The organism is Mesorhizobium sp. USDA 4775 (assembly GCF_054062655.1).
The window spans coordinates 3,680,538-3,696,992 of sequence record NZ_JBSSFM010000001.1; the positions used below are offsets into that span (position 1 = coordinate 3,680,538).

At 62.7% G+C, this 16,455-nt stretch carries 22 protein-coding genes and 1 tRNA gene; 8 read left to right on the forward strand and 15 right to left on the reverse strand.

What is annotated here, in order from left to right; all coding sequences use genetic code 11:
* Positions 1 to 412 precede the first annotated feature (412 nt).
* The 5 genes from ACVILI_RS17930 to ACVILI_RS17950 form a co-directional block, all read right to left on the reverse strand.
* Positions 413 to 724, reverse strand: a complete 312-nt coding sequence (locus tag ACVILI_RS17930) for a PilZ domain-containing protein (RefSeq protein ID WP_019857842.1) — start codon at positions 722 to 724, stop codon at positions 413 to 415.
* A 106-nt stretch (positions 725 to 830) separates the two neighbouring features.
* Positions 831 to 1,319, reverse strand: a complete 489-nt coding sequence (locus tag ACVILI_RS17935; protein WP_019857844.1) for an NUDIX hydrolase — start codon at positions 1,317 to 1,319, stop codon at positions 831 to 833.
* 209 nt (positions 1,320 to 1,528) lie between these two features.
* Entirely contained in the window at positions 1,529 to 2,029 is a 501-nt protein-coding gene (gene gpt, locus ACVILI_RS17940) for a xanthine phosphoribosyltransferase (protein ID WP_038646517.1), read from the reverse strand.
* Between the two features lie 116 nt (positions 2,030 to 2,145).
* Positions 2,146 to 2,979 carry a universal stress protein gene (locus tag ACVILI_RS17945; protein WP_038646519.1) on the reverse strand — a complete coding sequence of 278 codons (834 nt, stop codon included), beginning with the start codon at positions 2,977 to 2,979 and terminating at the stop codon, positions 2,146 to 2,148.
* Between the two features lie 82 nt (positions 2,980 to 3,061).
* Positions 3,062 to 3,805, reverse strand: a complete 744-nt coding sequence (locus ACVILI_RS17950; RefSeq protein ID WP_038646522.1) for a competence/damage-inducible protein A — start codon at positions 3,803 to 3,805, stop codon at positions 3,062 to 3,064.
* Positions 3,806 to 3,957: 152 nt separating this feature from the next.
* Here ACVILI_RS17950 and ACVILI_RS17955 point away from each other — a divergent pair, with 152 nt between their 5' ends.
* Complete coding sequence (locus tag ACVILI_RS17955) at positions 3,958 to 4,962, forward strand: alpha/beta fold hydrolase (protein WP_038646524.1); 1,005 nt, start codon at positions 3,958 to 3,960, stop codon at positions 4,960 to 4,962.
* A gap of 54 nt (positions 4,963 to 5,016) precedes the next feature.
* Positions 5,017 to 5,295 carry a hypothetical protein gene (locus tag ACVILI_RS17960; RefSeq protein WP_038646526.1) on the forward strand — a complete coding sequence of 93 codons (279 nt, stop codon included), beginning with the start codon at positions 5,017 to 5,019 and terminating at the stop codon, positions 5,293 to 5,295.
* Between the two features lie 102 nt (positions 5,296 to 5,397).
* Here ACVILI_RS17960 and ACVILI_RS17965 read toward each other — a convergent pair whose 3' ends face one another.
* The 4 genes from ACVILI_RS17965 to ACVILI_RS17980 all read right to left on the reverse strand — a co-directional run bounded on the left by ACVILI_RS17965 (position 5,398) and on the right by ACVILI_RS17980 (position 7,606).
* A complete protein-coding gene (locus ACVILI_RS17965; protein ID WP_019857848.1) occupies positions 5,398 to 5,637 on the reverse strand; it encodes a DUF2188 domain-containing protein in 240 nt (79 codons plus the stop codon).
* 29 nt (positions 5,638 to 5,666) lie between these two features.
* Positions 5,667 to 5,945, reverse strand: coding sequence for a DUF982 domain-containing protein (locus tag ACVILI_RS17970; RefSeq protein WP_019857850.1), 279 nt, complete (start codon positions 5,943 to 5,945; stop codon positions 5,667 to 5,669).
* 109 nt (positions 5,946 to 6,054) lie between these two features.
* The gene (locus ACVILI_RS17975; RefSeq protein ID WP_038646528.1) at positions 6,055 to 6,372 is read right to left on the reverse strand and encodes an SH3 domain-containing protein; all 318 of its coding nucleotides are present in this window, start codon (positions 6,370 to 6,372) and stop codon (positions 6,055 to 6,057) included.
* A 130-nt stretch (positions 6,373 to 6,502) separates the two neighbouring features.
* The gene (locus tag ACVILI_RS17980; RefSeq protein ID WP_202360084.1) at positions 6,503 to 7,606 is read right to left on the reverse strand and encodes an NADH:flavin oxidoreductase/NADH oxidase; all 1,104 of its coding nucleotides are present in this window, start codon (positions 7,604 to 7,606) and stop codon (positions 6,503 to 6,505) included.
* 156 nt (positions 7,607 to 7,762) lie between these two features.
* Between ACVILI_RS17980 and ACVILI_RS17985 the strand changes: the two genes are divergently transcribed.
* From ACVILI_RS17985 to ACVILI_RS18000, 4 genes are all read left to right on the forward strand, one after another.
* On the forward strand, positions 7,763 to 8,341 hold the full coding sequence (locus tag ACVILI_RS17985; RefSeq protein ID WP_064982811.1) for an NUDIX domain-containing protein: 579 nt from the start codon (positions 7,763 to 7,765) through the stop codon (positions 8,339 to 8,341).
* A 100-nt stretch (positions 8,342 to 8,441) separates the two neighbouring features.
* The gene (locus ACVILI_RS17990; protein ID WP_038646532.1) at positions 8,442 to 8,663 is read left to right on the forward strand and encodes a hypothetical protein; all 222 of its coding nucleotides are present in this window, start codon (positions 8,442 to 8,444) and stop codon (positions 8,661 to 8,663) included.
* Positions 8,660 to 8,875 (forward strand): hypothetical protein, encoded by a 216-nt coding sequence (locus tag ACVILI_RS17995; protein WP_038646534.1) that lies wholly within the window; start codon positions 8,660 to 8,662, stop codon positions 8,873 to 8,875. The genes ACVILI_RS17990 and ACVILI_RS17995 overlap by 4 nt, the downstream gene beginning before the upstream one ends.
* Positions 8,876 to 9,079: 204 nt before the next feature.
* Complete coding sequence (locus ACVILI_RS18000) at positions 9,080 to 9,391, forward strand: hypothetical protein (RefSeq protein WP_147377476.1); 312 nt, start codon at positions 9,080 to 9,082, stop codon at positions 9,389 to 9,391.
* 44 nt (positions 9,392 to 9,435) lie between these two features.
* On the opposite strand, the gene ACVILI_RS18005 is transcribed toward ACVILI_RS18000, so the two are convergent.
* The 5 genes from ACVILI_RS18005 to ACVILI_RS18025 form a co-directional block, all read right to left on the reverse strand.
* The gene (locus ACVILI_RS18005; protein WP_032920551.1) at positions 9,436 to 9,729 is read right to left on the reverse strand and encodes a hypothetical protein; all 294 of its coding nucleotides are present in this window, start codon (positions 9,727 to 9,729) and stop codon (positions 9,436 to 9,438) included.
* Between the two features lie 25 nt (positions 9,730 to 9,754).
* A complete protein-coding gene (locus tag ACVILI_RS18010) occupies positions 9,755 to 9,925 on the reverse strand; it encodes a hypothetical protein (protein ID WP_155772693.1) in 171 nt (56 codons plus the stop codon).
* A gap of 54 nt (positions 9,926 to 9,979) precedes the next feature.
* Complete coding sequence (locus ACVILI_RS18015; RefSeq protein WP_038646536.1) at positions 9,980 to 11,485, reverse strand: HAL/PAL/TAL family ammonia-lyase; 1,506 nt, start codon at positions 11,483 to 11,485, stop codon at positions 9,980 to 9,982.
* A 333-nt stretch (positions 11,486 to 11,818) separates the two neighbouring features.
* Positions 11,819 to 11,904: transfer RNA gene (locus ACVILI_RS18020), tRNA-Leu, on the reverse strand.
* A 280-nt stretch (positions 11,905 to 12,184) separates the two neighbouring features.
* Positions 12,185 to 12,850 (reverse strand): outer membrane protein, encoded by a 666-nt coding sequence (locus ACVILI_RS18025; RefSeq protein WP_019857863.1) that lies wholly within the window; start codon positions 12,848 to 12,850, stop codon positions 12,185 to 12,187.
* A 155-nt stretch (positions 12,851 to 13,005) separates the two neighbouring features.
* Here ACVILI_RS18025 and ACVILI_RS18030 point away from each other — a divergent pair, with 155 nt between their 5' ends.
* Together ACVILI_RS18030 and ade are read left to right on the forward strand one after the other, a co-directional pair.
* Positions 13,006 to 13,221 carry a hypothetical protein gene (locus ACVILI_RS18030; RefSeq protein ID WP_457102558.1) on the forward strand — a complete coding sequence of 72 codons (216 nt, stop codon included), beginning with the start codon at positions 13,006 to 13,008 and terminating at the stop codon, positions 13,219 to 13,221.
* Between the two features lie 188 nt (positions 13,222 to 13,409).
* Entirely contained in the window at positions 13,410 to 15,227 is a 1,818-nt protein-coding gene (gene ade / locus ACVILI_RS18035) for an adenine deaminase (RefSeq protein ID WP_038652576.1), read from the forward strand.
* Positions 15,228 to 15,252: 25 nt separating this feature from the next.
* Here ade and ACVILI_RS18040 read toward each other — a convergent pair whose 3' ends face one another.
* On the reverse strand, positions 15,253 to 16,416 hold the full coding sequence (locus ACVILI_RS18040) for an alpha/beta hydrolase (protein ID WP_038646538.1): 1,164 nt from the start codon (positions 16,414 to 16,416) through the stop codon (positions 15,253 to 15,255).
* Positions 16,417 to 16,455: the final 39 nt, after the last annotated feature.

The following is a 16,455-nucleotide window of genomic DNA, read 5'->3' on the forward strand; positions in this document are numbered from 1 at the left end:
AACACTAAATATAGTATTAACAGACAATTTATTCCAGTCCGACAATTCTCCCTTTCGTCGCCCCACCACCCCACAACCCCAACGCTTCCGCCGGCCTCGTAAACGGGCGGAAATGCGGGCAAAAACGCACATAATCCGGGAAAAAGACCGGGCTCAGAACTTTCCGGTCGCGCTCTCAACAGGAGCACATGGCCTATAAAAGGCGACTCGTTTTGCGCCGTCAAGGATTCGTTTGCGTAGCTTTTGTGACCCCAACATCTTGTGTGTCACACATGTGGATAACGGGGATAGAACTGCGCCGCCGCGATTGCCGTTTCGACCGGCGGATCTGCGGCCTTTGACCGCCGGGAGGCGTCCGTCGTGAGCAAATCTGGTCGGCCTCGAAAGCCCTGCCGGGCCGATATGCCAGATATCAGCCGTAATGCAGCTTCGGCTTCGGCTCGGTGCCAGTGAATTGTACGCCGACCCGGTCGTTGCGGCGCCAGCGGACCTCGCAGCGATAGGCGACGCCGTCGAGCGGCACATAAAGCAGGAAACGATCGGGCACCCGCGCCTCGAGCGGTATTTTCAATTCGGCGCCGCCCGCATGCTGGTTGCGCAGCATGACGGCGATTTCCGAGTTTTGAATCCCGGTGATGACGGTTCCACCCTTGAGCACGCGTGGACGGTGCTCGCGCTCGGGCTCGCCGGTATGTTGCTGAAGTGGGTCTACAGGATTCGCCATAATCAAACGCCAGATAGGCCGATTCTTAGCGAATAAGGATTAGCAAACCTTTCATGCTCGACACATCACAGGGTTGTGAATCTGCCCTGGAGAATGCCGAGGTCACCTACGAGAATCTGTGCGGGTCGGCGCAGAAATAGGCGATGATCTGGCAAAGGTCCGGCTCATTGATCATACGCACGGCTTCGCTGGAATTGACCCACTTGCGGGTGCGGGAGTGCTTTTCCTTCCAGCGGTCGGCGATCTTGTCGACGTGCAGCGGAAACACCAGCACCTCGCAGGGCACTTCTTCACCCGAAGCCAGAACCTTGGCATAGAAGTAGCGGCCGGCTTCGAGATGCGAGACTGTTCCGCGCAATCCGGCTTCCTCGCCGGCCTCTCGCGCCGCCGCCTCGCAGAGCGGCTCCTTGGCTTCCGGCCAGCCCTTCGGCAACACCCAGCGGCCCGTGTCGCGGCTGGTGATCAGCATGATCTCGACGCCATTCCCGGTATCGCGCCAGGGCAGCGCGGCAACCTGCAGACGGCACGGCGCGGTGCCGAAGAGTCGCCGGACCCTTTCGGCCAGATGGTTGTGCGTCGTTGGCCTTGTCAACATCGGAGAAGCTAGCCCCAGCCTCCAGAATCGTTTGCCGCCTTACGAATCTTACGGCTAATTCTGACCAATAAAAGTAAAAACTTTGATCAGCCTAGCCGATTCCCGCCAATAGAGGTCGATTTCACAGGATATCCTGTCCCGGGGAGCCGCCCACGGAAGCAAATATTGTCGTCGGTGGCGGCTTAGTTGGAAAAGGGGCGTGTCGCGAATCAGCCGGCGTGGTCGTCGGCGATCGGCTTCTGGTAGGTGAAGCCCATGTCCCAGGGGAAATAGATCCAGGTATCCTGGCTGACCTCGGTGACGAAAGTATCGACCAGCGGCCGGCCCTTCGGCTTGGCGTAGACGGTGGCGAAATGCGCCTTCGGCATCATTGCGCGCACGATGCCGGCGGTCTTGCCAGTGTCGGTCAGGTCGTCGATGATCAACACGCCGGCGCCGTCGTCGGCGAGCAGTGCCGGCGTAATCTCCTTCAGCACCTGCAACTGCCCCTGGCTGGTGTAGTCGTGGTAGGAGGCGACGCAGACTGTCTCGATGACGCGGATGCCGAGCTCGCGCGCGATGATCGCCGCCGGAACCAGCCCGCCGCGCGTGATGCAGACGATCGCCTTCCATTGCCCCTTGTTGGCGCCGGAAAGCCGCCAGGAAAGCGCGCGGGCGTCACGATGGAACTGGTCCCAGGAGACCGGGAAGCCTTTTTCGGGAAGAGACATTTTTCGCGCACTCCGCAGCACGCGAAGACCGCGTGCACAAAAACAGGGGAATGCGCGCGGAATTAACTGGAAAGCCTCGGCCTTGGCAAGGGCGGCTGGCAGCGATGGCTGTGGACTTATCGCGACAGGAAGGCCGCTACCTGTCCCGTGCGCAGCACCGTGCGCGTCACTCCGCCGAACAGCAGCTGGCGCAGCCAGGAGTGGCTGTAGGCGCCAAGCACCAGCAGATCGGCGCCGGTCTCGGCGACCCTGTTCTGGATCATGTCGTCGACCGAGGTGCCGCCCGATTCCTGCACCGAGACGCTTACATTGGCGCCGTGGCGTGACAGCGCCGACGCGATTTCGGCGCCGGCGGCCTCTGGGCTTTCGTCGAACGTATCGGGCGGATCGATGACCAATATGTCGGTCTTCTCGGCCTCGATGATGAAGGGCAGGGCGTCGAAGGCGGCGCGGGCGGCCTCCTTGCTGCCGTTCCAAGCGAGCAGGACACGTTTGAACGTGGTGACCAGCGGACCGGCACTCGGCACCACCAGCACCGGCCGGCCGGCGTCATAGACCAGCGTGTCGACATCGGCGCTCGGATCGCCGCCGGTTTCGCGCTGGGCGGCAATGATAAGATCGGCGGCGCGCACGCTTGAAATGCCGGTCAACGCGCTGTCGCCTGAGAAGCTCTCCAGGCTGCGCCACTCGAAGGAGAGGCCGGAATCCTCGATGCGCCTGAGGAAGACGGCCTGCAGCTTGTCGGCCCGCTCCCGGCTCATGTCGGCCGAGACCTGCAGGAACTCGGTATCGGGAAAGCCGGTCGCCGACGTGTAGGGCACCGGAAGCGCCTCGGCGTGGATGCCGATCAGATGGCTCTCGTAGCGGTTGGCGAGCGGAATGGCGCAGTCGAGCACGCGCTCGGCGTCCTGCTCGTTCTGCAGAATGGCAACGATGGTCTTGAAGCGCATGGTGATCCCTCAATCTGGCGAGTGTTTGAACTCGCGTGAAAGCAACGCCGGCGCGCCACGCTTTGTTCCGGCCAGAACCGGTTCAACTCGCCTTGGCGGCGAAACCCGCCACCATTGCCTCGACATCGGCACGCGCGGCGTCGAGGACCTCCTGGCTGCGGGCGCGAACGACCAGTTCGGTCCAGAACTTGCCGTCGCCATACTTTGGATAGGAGCCGATGATCGTATCCGGGTGCGCTTTCTGGATCTCACCCAACGGCCCGCCGACAAGGCCTTCGCCGAACGGACAGTGCACCGTCGCCGACAGCATCTTCGTGCCGGTCTTCAGCGTCGGCACGACGTTGTCGAGCATGGCCTGGAAGATCGAGGGCACGCCGGCCATGACGTGGACGTTGCCGATGCGAAAGCCGGGCGCTACCGACACCGGGTTATCGATATGGTCGGCGCCGCGCGGCATCCGCGCCATGCGCTTGCGTGCCTCGGTGTATTCGATACCGCGCGCCGCATAGCTTGCCTCCAGCAGCGCATAGGCCTTGGCATCGTATTCGCAGGGCACGCCGAACGCCTTGGCAATCGAATCGGCGGTGATGTCGTCATGGGTCGGGCCGATGCCGCCGGTGGTGAACACATAGGTGTAGCGCGCACGCACGGCATTCACCGCCGCGACGATCTCGTCTTCCTCGTCGGGAACGATGCGCACTTCCTTGAGGTCGATGCCGACGGCCGTCATGATATCGGCGAGGTGGCCGATGTTCTTGTCCTTGGTGCGGCCGGAGAGAATCTCATCGCCGATGACGAGCATGGCGGCGGTAACGATTTCGGTCATGGAGGGCTCCGGCAGGACGGGTCGCTTGAAATAGCGCGGCGCGTGGCTATCGGCAATGCCACCTCGGCGGTGAACATCCGTGCCTGGACGATGCGAGGTTACAGCATGACCGGATGCAGGTAAGCTCAAACGGGTTCTGGTCCGGGTGAACAATGCCGATATCGATCCTGTCGTGGCTGCTGGCCCTGCTGTTCCTGCTGGCGGTCCTGGGGATCGCCTGCCTGGTGCTGGCGACGCTATGGATCGCGGCGAAGGCGCAAAGGCTGGTGCCGCCGGTCGGAAAATTCATCGAGATCGACGGCAACCGCATCCACTATGTCGATGTGGGCGAGGGGCGGCCGATCGTCTTCCTGCATGGGCTTGGCGCGCAACTCCACCACTTCCGGCACACGCTGTTCGGACATTTCGGCCCAGGCTATCGGCTGATCGCGCTCGATCGTCCGGGATCAGGCTATTCGACGCGCGCGAACGGTGCCACCGGCCGCTTGCCTGAACAGGCGGCCCTGGTGCGCCGCTTCATCGAAAAATTGGAGCTGGAAAGGCCGTTGGTGGTGGGCCACTCGCTGGGTGGCGCCGTCACATTGACCCTGGCCGTGGAACATCCCGAGGCAATTTCGGGCATCGCCTTGCTGGCGCCGCTGACGCATCTGGAAACCAGGGCGCGGCAAGGATTTGACCTGCTCTATATCCCCTCTCGCCTGCGGCGCTGGATCATGGCCTATACCGTGGCGATACCGCTGAGCCTGCGCTATGCGCGGCCGACAATGGAATTCATCTTCGCGCCGCAGGTCTTTCCCGCGGACTACATGGTCGACGGCGGCGGCTGGCTCGGGCTGCGGCCAGTCCATTTCCAGGCAACATCAGCCGATGTCGTGGCCGTCGAACAGGATCTCGGCCGCATCGAACAGCGCTATGGCGAGCTTGTCATGCCTGCCGGCATCCTCTTCGGAACCGCCGACCGCGTCATCGACATCCGCATCCATGGCGAGCCGATGCAAGGCAAGATCGCAGGGCTTGACTTCGAACCCGTCGACGGCGTCGGCCATATGCCGCAATTCGTCGAGCCCAAGCGTGTGATTGGCTTCATCGAGCGGATTGCCGCCCGCGCGTTTCCATCACCACAGCCTCACGACAATTTCAATGAACCATTCGGCTGACTGCCGGGTTTACCCCGTGTCGCACCCAAGGCGACCAAGACACGGAGTAATGCAATGTACAGGAAATTTATCGCAGCATCGGTTCTGACGATCGGTCTCGCCACATCGGCGATGGCCCAGCCATCGGAAGGCACATATTCCAACCATCACAACTGGTTCGGCAACGAACAATCTTCCGGTGTCGACCAGAACACGACCGGGAGCATCAATGGCGACCGCTCAGGGCTGGACAGCCTTGGCAATTCGGGGCCTGCCGGACCTTGTGCCTCCAATACAGCTGGTCCTGATGCCAATGCTGGATTGAACGTCAACGATCACTATTGCGGCAAATAATTCAGCCGCTGGGCAGCCGCTGACCGTGGGACGTCGTCTCTCCAGACGTCCGCGGTCGGCGCCCTGCCTGTTCCTGCCGGAAAATTGTCTTCTGGGGAGAGACTAGTCGGAAACCTCGGTCTGCGGCCGATCCCGACCGTCGGCCAGTTCCTCGTGCCATTTGCCGTCGGCATCCTCATACTGGATGCCGTCCGTCGCGCCCGCCACCTGCTGCTCGGCCGAGGCGATCTCGGCGGCGCGCAACGCATCCTGATGGGTCGGAAATGTCTCCGAGAAGGTCGAACCGACCTTGTAGGCCCAGCCGCCGTCATGCTCGACGATCTTGTAAGTCAGCTTCGCCATAAAAACCTCCGGTTGAAAGGTCCGCCTGCTCAATGCAGCCGGTCGTCGGATAGCCGGTCGTCGGGCACCAGCACTTCCGATTCCCTGGCGGCCTCGATCAATGCCCGTCGCGCTTCCGCTGTCGAACGATAACCTTCCAGCACTTTGAGGCAAGTGTCGAGGGCATCACGATGACGGGGGCCGCGATTGAGTGGCCAGACCGTCATGAGGCACTCCGCCGCTTCCTGGGTGCTGCGGATATGGCGATATTTGCCGACATGGCCGAGTTCGACCACGACCGGCGTTTCAAAAGGTTTGTTGTCCATCATGGCCGCAACGCAAAGCAGCCAATTTGGTTGCAAAAGTGGCCCGGAACCTGCGCCCAAAAGTCGCGTCTCGTTTCGCGGCGCGCTTTTTGGGTGACATGTTTCGGCGTACTCAGTAGCCGCAGTCGTTGCGCAGCCAGCGTGCGTTCGCCCAGCCGGTGGTCCCGGCGATTTCGACCTTGTACCAGTAGCCGCGCCGGTCGAAAATCTCGACGTGGTCTCCATTGAACAGCTGGCCGATCATCCGCGATGACGAGTTGGGCCGTGTCCGCACGGCGAGAAAGCCGCTGCCGGTCGCCAGATTGTAGCGGCCAGACAGGCCGTGCACCGTCCCCTCGCAATATTGCGCCACGCTCGGCGTCGATGCGCCGAGCCAAAGGCCGGCGACAGTCACAAGCATCGCAGCCGGCAAGAATGCCCTGAACGACATGATCTCCTCCCGAGCCCGGCCGCGCCCGCCGCAGCCTCACCCGGCGTAACAGTTTGCCGCCAGAATTGAAGCGGGCTGTGGCAAAACGGGCTGGGCGGGATCGCGCCTGCGTCAGGAGGGGCGGGCCGGTTCAGCCCGCAGCCTTCATCCAGTGTTCCATCGTCGTTACCGAGCGGGCGAGCTGCGGCGCCGGATGGATCTTTTCCTTGAATGTGGCGGCCGCGCGCCAGCCCCAGCGTGGATCGGCGAGGAAGGCGCGCGCCAGCGCCACCATGTCGGCACGGCCTTCGGCGATAACAGCCTCGGCCTGCTGGGGATCGTCGATCAGGCCGACGGCGCGGGTCGGAATGCCGGCGCCCTTGCGCACGGCTTCCGCCAGATGCACCTGATAGCCGGGACCGGTGGGCAATTTCTGCGACGGCGAATTGCCGCCGCTGGAGCAGCAGAGATAGGCGATACCCTCGGCCTTCAGGGCCTTCGCCACCTCGATCGCATCCTCGACGTCGAAGCCGCCGTCGACCCAGTCCTTCACCGACAGCCGCGCGCCGAGCATCAGCTTCGGCACCGCCTTCTTCACCGCCCTGGCGATTTCGACGACAAGACGCATCCGGTTTTCCCGCGAGCCGCCCCAGCGGTCGGTGCGCTGGTTGGACAGCGGCGACAGGAACTGGAAGATCAGGTAGCCATGCGCTGCGTGCAGTTCGATGAAGTCGAAGCCGGCGCGTTCGGCCCGCCTGGCGGCTTGGGCGAACCGCTCGATGAGCTGCAGGATCTCTTCCTCATCGAGCGCGCGTGGCACATTCCAGCCGGTGTCGTAGGCTATGGCCGAGGCCGAGACGGTCTGCCAGGCGTCTTCGTTCGGCTGCAGTGGCCCGCCGCCCTCCCAGGGCTTGCGGTTCGAGGCCTTGCGGCCGGCATGCGCAAGCTGCGTGCCGAATTTCGTGCCCGGCGCGGCGACGCGTCGTGCCGCATCCAGAGTGCGGCGCGCGGCGGCCTCGTTGTCGTCGGAGTAAAGCCCGAGGCAACCATGGGTGATGCGCCCGCGGCGCTCGACATCGGTCATCTCCACCGTGACCATGCCGGCGCCGGACATGGCCAGGTTCATCCAGTGGTAAAGATGCCAGTCGCTGGCTGACCCATCCTCGGCGGAATACTGGCACATCGGCGCCACGGCGATGCGGTTGGGGAAGGTGACGCCGTCGAGGGTAATCGGCTGGAAAAGCGATGCGGTCATGAAGAGGGCTCCGGGGAGAGGGAAGGCGTTATTTAGGCGACGGATATCTTGCATACCACACACGAGAGAGTGAAACGCTGACCAATCGCTGCCCCAATTGCGCAGGCGTCGGTTCGCGGCTACGCCTGCGCACGGCGCCAAATACCGAGGTATCCAATGGAAGATCGTATTCGTATCCGTTCGGAAGAGGTTCTTTCCGACGACTGGGCGGTGCTGAAAAAGACCGTGCTCGACTATCGCCGGCGCGACGGGCAGTGGGAGACGCAGGTTCGCCAGACCTATGATCGCGGCGACGGCGCGGTGATCCTGCCCTGCGACCCACAGCGTTCGACGGTGCTTCTGGTGCGCCAGTTCCGCTATCCCGCCTATGTCACCGGCCACCGCGAACCGCTGATCGAGGCCTGTGCCGGGCTGCTCGACGAAAACGACCCCGAGACCGCCATCCGCAAGGAGGCGGAGGAAGAACTCGGCTACCGGCTGAAGGACGTAGAGCGGTTGTTTTCGCCTTATATGAGCCCGGGCAGCGTGACCGAGCGGCTGTGGTTCTTCGTTGCACGCTATTCGCCCGCCGACCGCATCTCCGCTGGCGGCGGCGCGCCGGAGGAGGGCGAGGACATCGAGGTCCTGGAAATGCCGCTCGACGAAGCGCTGGCCGGCATCGCCGACGGCCGCATCGTCGATGCCAAGACGATTATCCTGATCCAGCATCTGAAGCTGAACCCGATGAAGGCTTGACCGACATTCCGGCATGAGTTGGCTCCATCCCTCGCATCACGGAACCAAAGGGGGTCAGCGGCGGTTTAACTCTCGAAGGGACCGCAACGGAAGCGGAACAATGGTTGAGCTTTTCAATATGGAACTGGACAAGGCCAGACAGCGCGTCAACCGAGCGGAACTCGCTCTGGAACGCGCGGAAGAAATGCTGGACGAGGACTGCGGCGTCGGGATCAATATCGCGCTTTGCAGCCGGATCAGGACCGCGCAGCGGCAACTGGTCGAGGCCAGGGAGCGCCTGACAAAGATTGATCCGCCAATAATTTTTGATGGTTCCCCATGATGATGGCGGCATTTCACCACGAAACCGCGAGAGGCGGTGAGGTGTATCGCGCCGCCAGGTTCGCGCTTCTGACACAGCGAATTATCCAGGATATCAAGCGCACCGATGCCGCGGCCGAGAAAGTCGAGCGAATGCTGACCAAGTTGGGCGAAGCAATCGCTTTCGATGAACCAGCTGGTACAGGGTCGCTCGGTCCGCGCCGTCCTGGCTAGGCTTCGCCTCACGCCGTCGGCGTCAGGCTGGGTCGTTACGACATCGTCGATACCAAAAACGCTTCGGGCATCGTATATTAGCAATATACGATATATTAATGGCTATAACGCAACCTTTGGGCACAGGGGCGGAAATACCGCCCATCGACGTTCCGACATGCGCCCTGAGCGCCGGAACGCTAGACCAAATGCGGAGTAAAACGCATGAGTGTCGGAGCCGCTCTCGAACAATTGCTGCGGCTGATTTATCGCCGGGCCATGAAACTGGCGATGTTGCCGGAGGATGAAAGGGATTCCCACTACGATCACATCCGCCTAGCATGTTGCGCGGCCGCCGAGCACATTGGGCAAGATCCCGACAGGGCAGCCATCACGGCGAACGATATGGTTGAGTTTGTTCGCGCGCTGGTCGGAATCATCGAGGTAGGTTCTGGGCCAGACCATGAGCGAAGCGCCGATCAGCCACCACCGGTGCCACATTCTGGCGGCCGAGAGAGTGGCGCTACGCGCATCTAGCAAACAGGGGAGAACGCCACCGTGGGGCAGCGGGAACGAGGCGGCTAACGCTGGCGCTGTACGACGTAGCTGCTGGTGATGGCGTCGTCGCCCCGCCCACGAGTCACAAAAACCCTTGTATAGCCGACCGGCAAGCCATCTGTAACGGTCGCATCGACGAGGCGACACCGGCCAACGGTCTCGCCGTTCGGAGCGCTTGCCAGCCTGTCCTTCAGCGAAGCCATGCATAAGTCGAGCGACGCATACATGGTCGGCGCCATATCGACGGGTTTGCAGACAGAACCCTCAACCGGGCTGCACTGGAGCAAAACCATCACTGCCGCAGTTGCCGGATCCATTTGATCTCCCGCGTTTTGACGACCCTCAACGCGGAAATGCATCCTTTGTTTCGCCTTTGCTAAAAAACGAATGCGGATGGCCGTTCTCGATACGGTTGCCCCGGAAGAGGGCGAGGACATCGAGGTCCTGGACAATGCCGCTCGACGAGCCGGCCGGCATAGCCGACGACTGCATCGTCGATGCCAAATCCAGCATCTGAAGCTGAACCCGATGAAGGCCCAGCCTCTCGAAGCTGGCCGAGCATTTGCCTTACGAACTGTGCCGCGGACAGGCCGGCACGTCCATTTCGCGGATGAAGTTGCGCAAGGCTTCCATGTCCCGGGACAGAGGCCGATCGTCGGAATAGTGCGCGATATTGTCCCGGACCATTCGATAGATGGTGTCGGTACCAGGCGCACGCGCACCGCGCACGGCCAGAAAATCATGGGCCTGCGCGGCCGCCATGAGCTCGATCGCCAGAATGTATTCGGCGTTGTCGATAACTGCCAGCAGCTTGTTGGCTGCGACGGTTGGATGAGCCAGAAAATCCTCTTGCAGGCCGGATGTGACGCCGCCGTCGGTCGCCGCCGGGGCGGCCAGACGCCGGTTGACGTTGCTGAGCGATGTGGCCGTGTATTGCGCGATCATGAAGCCGGAATTGGCTCCGTCCTCATCGGCAAGGAAGGCCGGCAAATTGTTGACAAGCGGATTGACGAGACGATCGATGCGACGCTCGCTCATTCCAGCCACCTGAGCCAAGGCGATGGTCAGGCCGTCAGCGGCCTGCCCGAGAGCGGGCGCTACCGCATGCGCCTCTGAAACGACCTGAGGATCGTTCGGAGACCCGAATACTGCGGGATTGTCGGTGACGGCTGCCAGTTCGCGGTCGACAAGCTCGGCGGACCGGTCCAGCACCTCCCGGGCGGCGCCATGAACATGCGGCACGGCGCGAAGACTGAGTGCGTCCTGCGTGCGACTGCCATGAGCCAGCGCGATAAGTTCGCTGCCATGAAGCCAGCCACGCAGCGATTTGCCCACGTCCTGAATGCCGGGTGAGGGCCTCATCGCCAGGATTGCCTCGCCAAAAGCCGGCATTTGCGCGCCTGCGGCTTCAAGAGTTAAAGCAGCCGCCGCGTCAGCCCATCCCAACAAACGCTCCGCGCGCAGCACGGCGATGCTTATCAGGCCGGTTGCGCATGCGGTTCCGTTGACGAGGCTCAAGCCCTCCTTGGCGCCAAGCTCCAATGGTTCCAGACCCATTTCAGCCAGGGCCGCGAGCCCGCTCATAGAGCGGCCTGCCACGGTTGCACTGCCTTCGCCGATCAGGACCAGTGCTACATGCGCGTTGTGCGTCAAATACCCTGCCGATCCCCGGGACGGCACGTCGGGAACGCAGTCGCGCTCGATAAAGGTGAGCAGATTGCGAACGATCGTAGGGCCAACGCCCGAATGGCCATGCGCGAAATTTGCCACTTGAGCAGCAATGATGGCGCGCACGCCGCGTCTCGGCACGAGGTCGCCGACGCCGCAGGCGTGACTGCGAATGATATTGCGCGACAATTTCTTTTGCAGGGCAGGCGCCACGATCTTGCTTGCCAAGGCGCCGACCCCGGTATTGACGCCGTAGGCGCGGATCCCTTTTTCGACGATGGCCGCTACGATCTGGTTCGCAAAAGCGATCCTCTCCCACGCTGCCTGGCTAAGCGCCAGGGATTCGCCTTCGCTCACGCGTGCGATGTCGCGCCAGCTGGCGTTTCTATCTATGGTTATTGTCATTACCCGTTCCGAATAGCTTTGCGAATGCGCAGGCGGCTGCTGGCCCGCTCGAAAGGCGGCGTGAGAACCGCTGCTTCGGCACCGTACCGCCCAACCGCGGGCATAATGGCGATGGAATTGCCGGCTGATGCGACTGTAGCGACGTCGTTGGCCATAAAAGACATGCCGCCTGCGATCCGGCGCTGAAAATCCGGCGCCCCCTTTTGAAATCACTTCGAGGATGACTTATCGGATCAGCAGCTCACGCGGCATATGCGGCGACTAGCCCGTGCGGGCAGTTTGACGGAGCCGAGCTTTGGGTGGCCTGCCACCCGAAGCTCGAAGAGCGAAGGCTGGTGCGGACGGCGGGGATCGAACCCGCACGATCAGAGATCGAGGGATTTTAAGTCCCTTGCGTCTACCAATTCCGCCACGTCCGCAGATCAGCCCTTTTCAGATGCCAGACACAGGCCGTCAAGTCGTGTTCTTGGCCATCCTGAACACACACCCCAGAGGAGTGGGCGCAGTGATACTGGTGTGATCGCGGAATTTAGCGCGGCGCTCGCAATGCGTAGGGTGTTTGCAAGGCGGACTTGATCCGCCGAGGCCGGCGTCTACCAGGCCCAACCCATTCCCCCGCCCACTGGGGGCGCCGGCCGCCCCTCATCGACTTTGCTGATCACGTCACAGCTGTCGCTCGCCGATCGATGCCGGCGAGGCTCAGAACTTGTAGCTGAGATTGATGCCCACGGTGTTCAGCTTCGTATCCTGGTCGCGGCCGACGAAGTCGCTGGACCCGTCATAGTGCTCGGAGCCGAAATCGTAATAGCGATACTGGGCGCCGACGACGAACTTGTCGGTCAGCGCGTAGTCGACGCCGGCGCCTAGGGTCCAGCCGACATTCGGGCGTGTCTCGGAGAAGGCGGAGCCTGCCGATTGCGAGGTTTCGATCCCGGCGAAGGCAATGCCGCCTATGCCGTAGACCAGCACACGATCCATCGCATATCCGGCCTTGGCGTTGACCGATCCGAACCATTTGATGTCGGTGCCGAAATTGTTTCCGGGTTCCGCTTCCGCCGTGCCGTTGACCGAGGAATAGTTGAGGTCGGCCTCGGCGCCGATCACCGCCTGGTCGAACTGCCATAGCCCGGCGACGTGCCCGCCGACAAAACCGCCATTTATGTCGGGCGAGACGGAAAATGGCTCTCCTTCCGTTCCTGAGATGTCCGACCGGCCCCAGCCGTAGCCCGCCTGCAGGCCGGCATAATATCCGGTCCAGTCGAAGCCGGGCGCGGTCATCGGCACATCGACCGTCGGGTCGGCCGCGAAAGCCGGCATCGACAGGACGGCAAGAAGACCGGCACTTGCGACGACAAGGCGATACATTCGAACTCCCCGGATGAAGAGTCGGAAGAAATCTTGGCGGCCAGGCTAGACCGATTTACGACAAAACGGAATCCTGTTTCTGGATGCGGCCGTGTGTCGCTTGCAGAAGCACGGCCTGCCAGCCGAGAACAGCTAGGCATTGCCCGAGCCTCGCTGTGGCCGAGCCATTGGCGCTCGCCATCGCCACGGCAGCGGTCGTATCCGATCAAGCGTCGGGACAGAGGGCGCTCAACCTGAAGATGACACCGGACAGCGCGAAGGCGTTCGCCGACTTCACCAGGGCGAATGTCGGGAAGGTGGTCGACCTCAGCGTCGACGGTGCCGTGGGGCGTCGACGCGCCTGGTCGAACCCATCCTCGGCGGCGAGGTGATGCTCAGCGGCAGCTTCGCCCCGGGCGAACTCCAGCGCCTGGCGGAACGGATTTCGGCGGGCGGTGCGAAAGTCACGGTCGAGGTAAAGGCTGAACAGCCATTGTGGAGGCTGGACGGGTCTGTCCGCTGTTTGGCGCTGGTCAAAACCAGGCAGGCTTGGCACAGTCGCGCAAACAGGAGTCCCTTCATGGCAAAGAAGCCGGCGGCGCATGCGACGAAACCCAAGCCCTGGACCGAGATGGCGACGCATCTGGTCGACGTCGCCATGGGCCGCAAGCCCGCCGATCTCGTTATCCGCAACGGCCGCTGGGTAAACGTTCACTCCGGCGAGATCATTGCCGGCACCGACATCGCCATTGCCGGCGGCCGCTTCGCCTATTGCGGGCCGAATGCCAGCCACGCTATCGGCCAGGGCACCAAGGTGGTCGATGCCGGCGGGCGCTATCTGGTGCCTGGCCTCTGCGACGCGCACATGCATGTCGAGAGCGGCATGGTGACGGTGACCGAGTTCTGCCGTGCCGTCATCCCGCACGGCACCACCTCGATGTTCATCGATCCGCACGAGATCGCCAATGTGCTGGGCTTGCCGGGCGTGCGGCTGATGCATGACGAGGCGGTGGCGATGCCCATCAACGTGCATGTGCAGATGCCGTCCTGCGTTCCGTCGGCACCGGGGCTGGAACATGCCGGCGCCGAGCTGACGGTCGCCGATGTTGCCGAGGCCATGACCTGGGAAAACATCATCGGGCTCGGCGAAGTGATGAATTTTCCAGGCGTCGCCGCCAATGATCCTGTCATGTCCGGCGAGATCGCCGCGACGGTTCGTGCGGGCAAGACGGTTGGCGGCCACTATGCCTCGCGCGACCTTGGCTTGCCGTTCCACGGCTATGTCGCCGGCGGACCCGAGGATGATCACGAAGGCACGCGCGCCGAGGATGCCATCGCCCGCGTCCGCCAGGGCATGAAGGCGATGCTGCGGCTGGGTTCGGCCTGGTACGACGTCGCCTCGCAGATCAAGGCGGTGACCGAAAGCGGCATCGATCCGCGCAACTTCATCCTGTGCACCGACGACAGCCATTCCGGCACGCTGGTGCATGAAGGCCACATGGACCGGGTGGTGCGCCACGCCATCCAACAGGGGCTGAAGCCGGTGACGGCGATCCAGATGGCGACGATCAACACTGCCCAGCATTTCAGGCTGGAACGCGAAATCGGTTCGATCGCGCCGGGACGGTTGGCCGACCTGCTGATTGTCTCCGACCTCGCCGCAATGACCATCGATGAGGTTTATGCGCGCGGCGTCAGGCTGGCCAAGGGCGGCAAGCTCGACATCGACATTCCGGCCTATGATTACCCGAAGACGGCGAAGAACACCGTCAAGTTGGGCAAGAAGCTCAGGGCTGGCGATTTCGACATCACGGCTCCCAAGGGCGCCAACGAGGTGCGGGTGCGCGTCATCGGCGTTATCGAGAACCAGGCACCGACGCGGGCTCTGGAGGCCGATCTGCCGGTCGAGGACGGTCTGGTCGCCATGGACCGCCGCAACGACGTCTGCCAGATCGCGCTGGTCGAGCGGCACCGGGGCACGGGCGGTGTCACCAACGCTTTCGTCTCCGGCTTCGGCTATATGGGCGATTGCGCCATGGCCTCGAGCGTTGCGCATGACGCCCACCACATCATCTGCGTCGGCACCAACAAGCAGGACATGGCGCTGGCGGTCAATCGACTGGGCCAAGTCGGCGGCGGCGTCGTGCTGTTCTCCAAGGGCAAGGAATTGGCACTGGTGGAAATGCCGATCGCGGGCCTGATGTCGGACGAGCGCGCCGAGATCGTCGCCGCCAAGGCCGAGAAACTGACCGAGGCGATGCGCAAGATGGGTTGTTCCCTGAACAACGCCTACATGCAGCACTCGCTGCTGGCCCTGGTGGTCATTCCGGAGCTGAGGATTTCAGACGTCGGGCTGATCGACGTGACGACTTTCCAGAAGGTCGACCTGTTCGTCTAGGCGAATCCTGACGCGGGTGACTCGCTCACCCGCCGGTGACGATGGTCAGCACCTTGAACGGCGTGGTGATGACGACCTCGGCGACCGAACCAACGGCCTTGCCGAGGCCCTGGCCGAGATTGTTGAGCTGCGCCGGATCGGGTTCGTCCGAGGCCAGGCCGGCGGGGGTCCGCAGGCGGTCGCCGAGCAACTGCACTAGGATCGGATTGTCGGCGAATTTCGCATGGTTGAGGCCACCGTCGCCGCCCTTGATCTTGGTCAGGTCGACCACGGACACGCCGTAGCTGGCGAGATCGGCGGCATTGCCATAGTCACCGACACGCGGCTTGTCGCCGGAGATAAGTGACGACAATTTGAGCGCCCGGTCATCGCTTGAAAGCAGCACGGCAAACGGCTTGTCCGGCTTGCCGTATCGCATCATCTGCTTTTTGAATACGTCGACATCGATGTCGGGCGAAGCCAGGACGACATAGCCGAGCTTGCCGCCGAGATCGCGGTCGCCGGTGATGGCGAGCTGGCGCAGAGCCTCCATCGTCAACCAGGTTCCCATTGAATGGGCGATGATGTCGATGCTCTTGACCCGCGTCTTGGCGAGCACTCTGAGCGTCGCCTCGAGATCGTCACGCGCGGCGTTGGCGCTGTCCTTGTCGTAGATATAGCCCGTCGTCTTGGCGCTCGAAGCCCAAGAGAACAGCACCGGCGTGCCGGGATATTTCGTGTCGTGAGCGATCTGCGTCAGCCGGTAGATGCCGTCGTCGAAGCCATTGTTGAAGCCGTGCACGAACACCAGTGCCCGATCGCCGCGCATGGCAATGTCGGCGCCGACCGCCTTGGCAAATTGCGGAGCATCGTCGTAGTGGACTACATTGGTGGCGGTGAATTGCTTTGCCGGGTTCGAGTTGGCCGAGCCCTTGGCCCGCTCGATGGCACCGACCTGGTGGACTTTCGGCACGGTGACGTCGACACGGGCGTAGCTGGTGGTCAATGAGCGATCGCCGTCAAACACCTGCCGCGGATCCTTGGTCGCCTGCTGGCGGGTGGTGGCGACGAAAATCTCGTGCGTGGCCGCGATGTCGGAGGCTGGCGCCGAGACGGTCGTCTTGTTGAGCAGATCATGCGTGTTCTGGCCAGCACAGCCGGCAAGGGCGAGCGCCAACGCCACGACGAAACTGTTCAAGCGCAAGCTCAAGCGCCGGCTCCCGTAGAGGGGGACGTCAAAAGCATGACG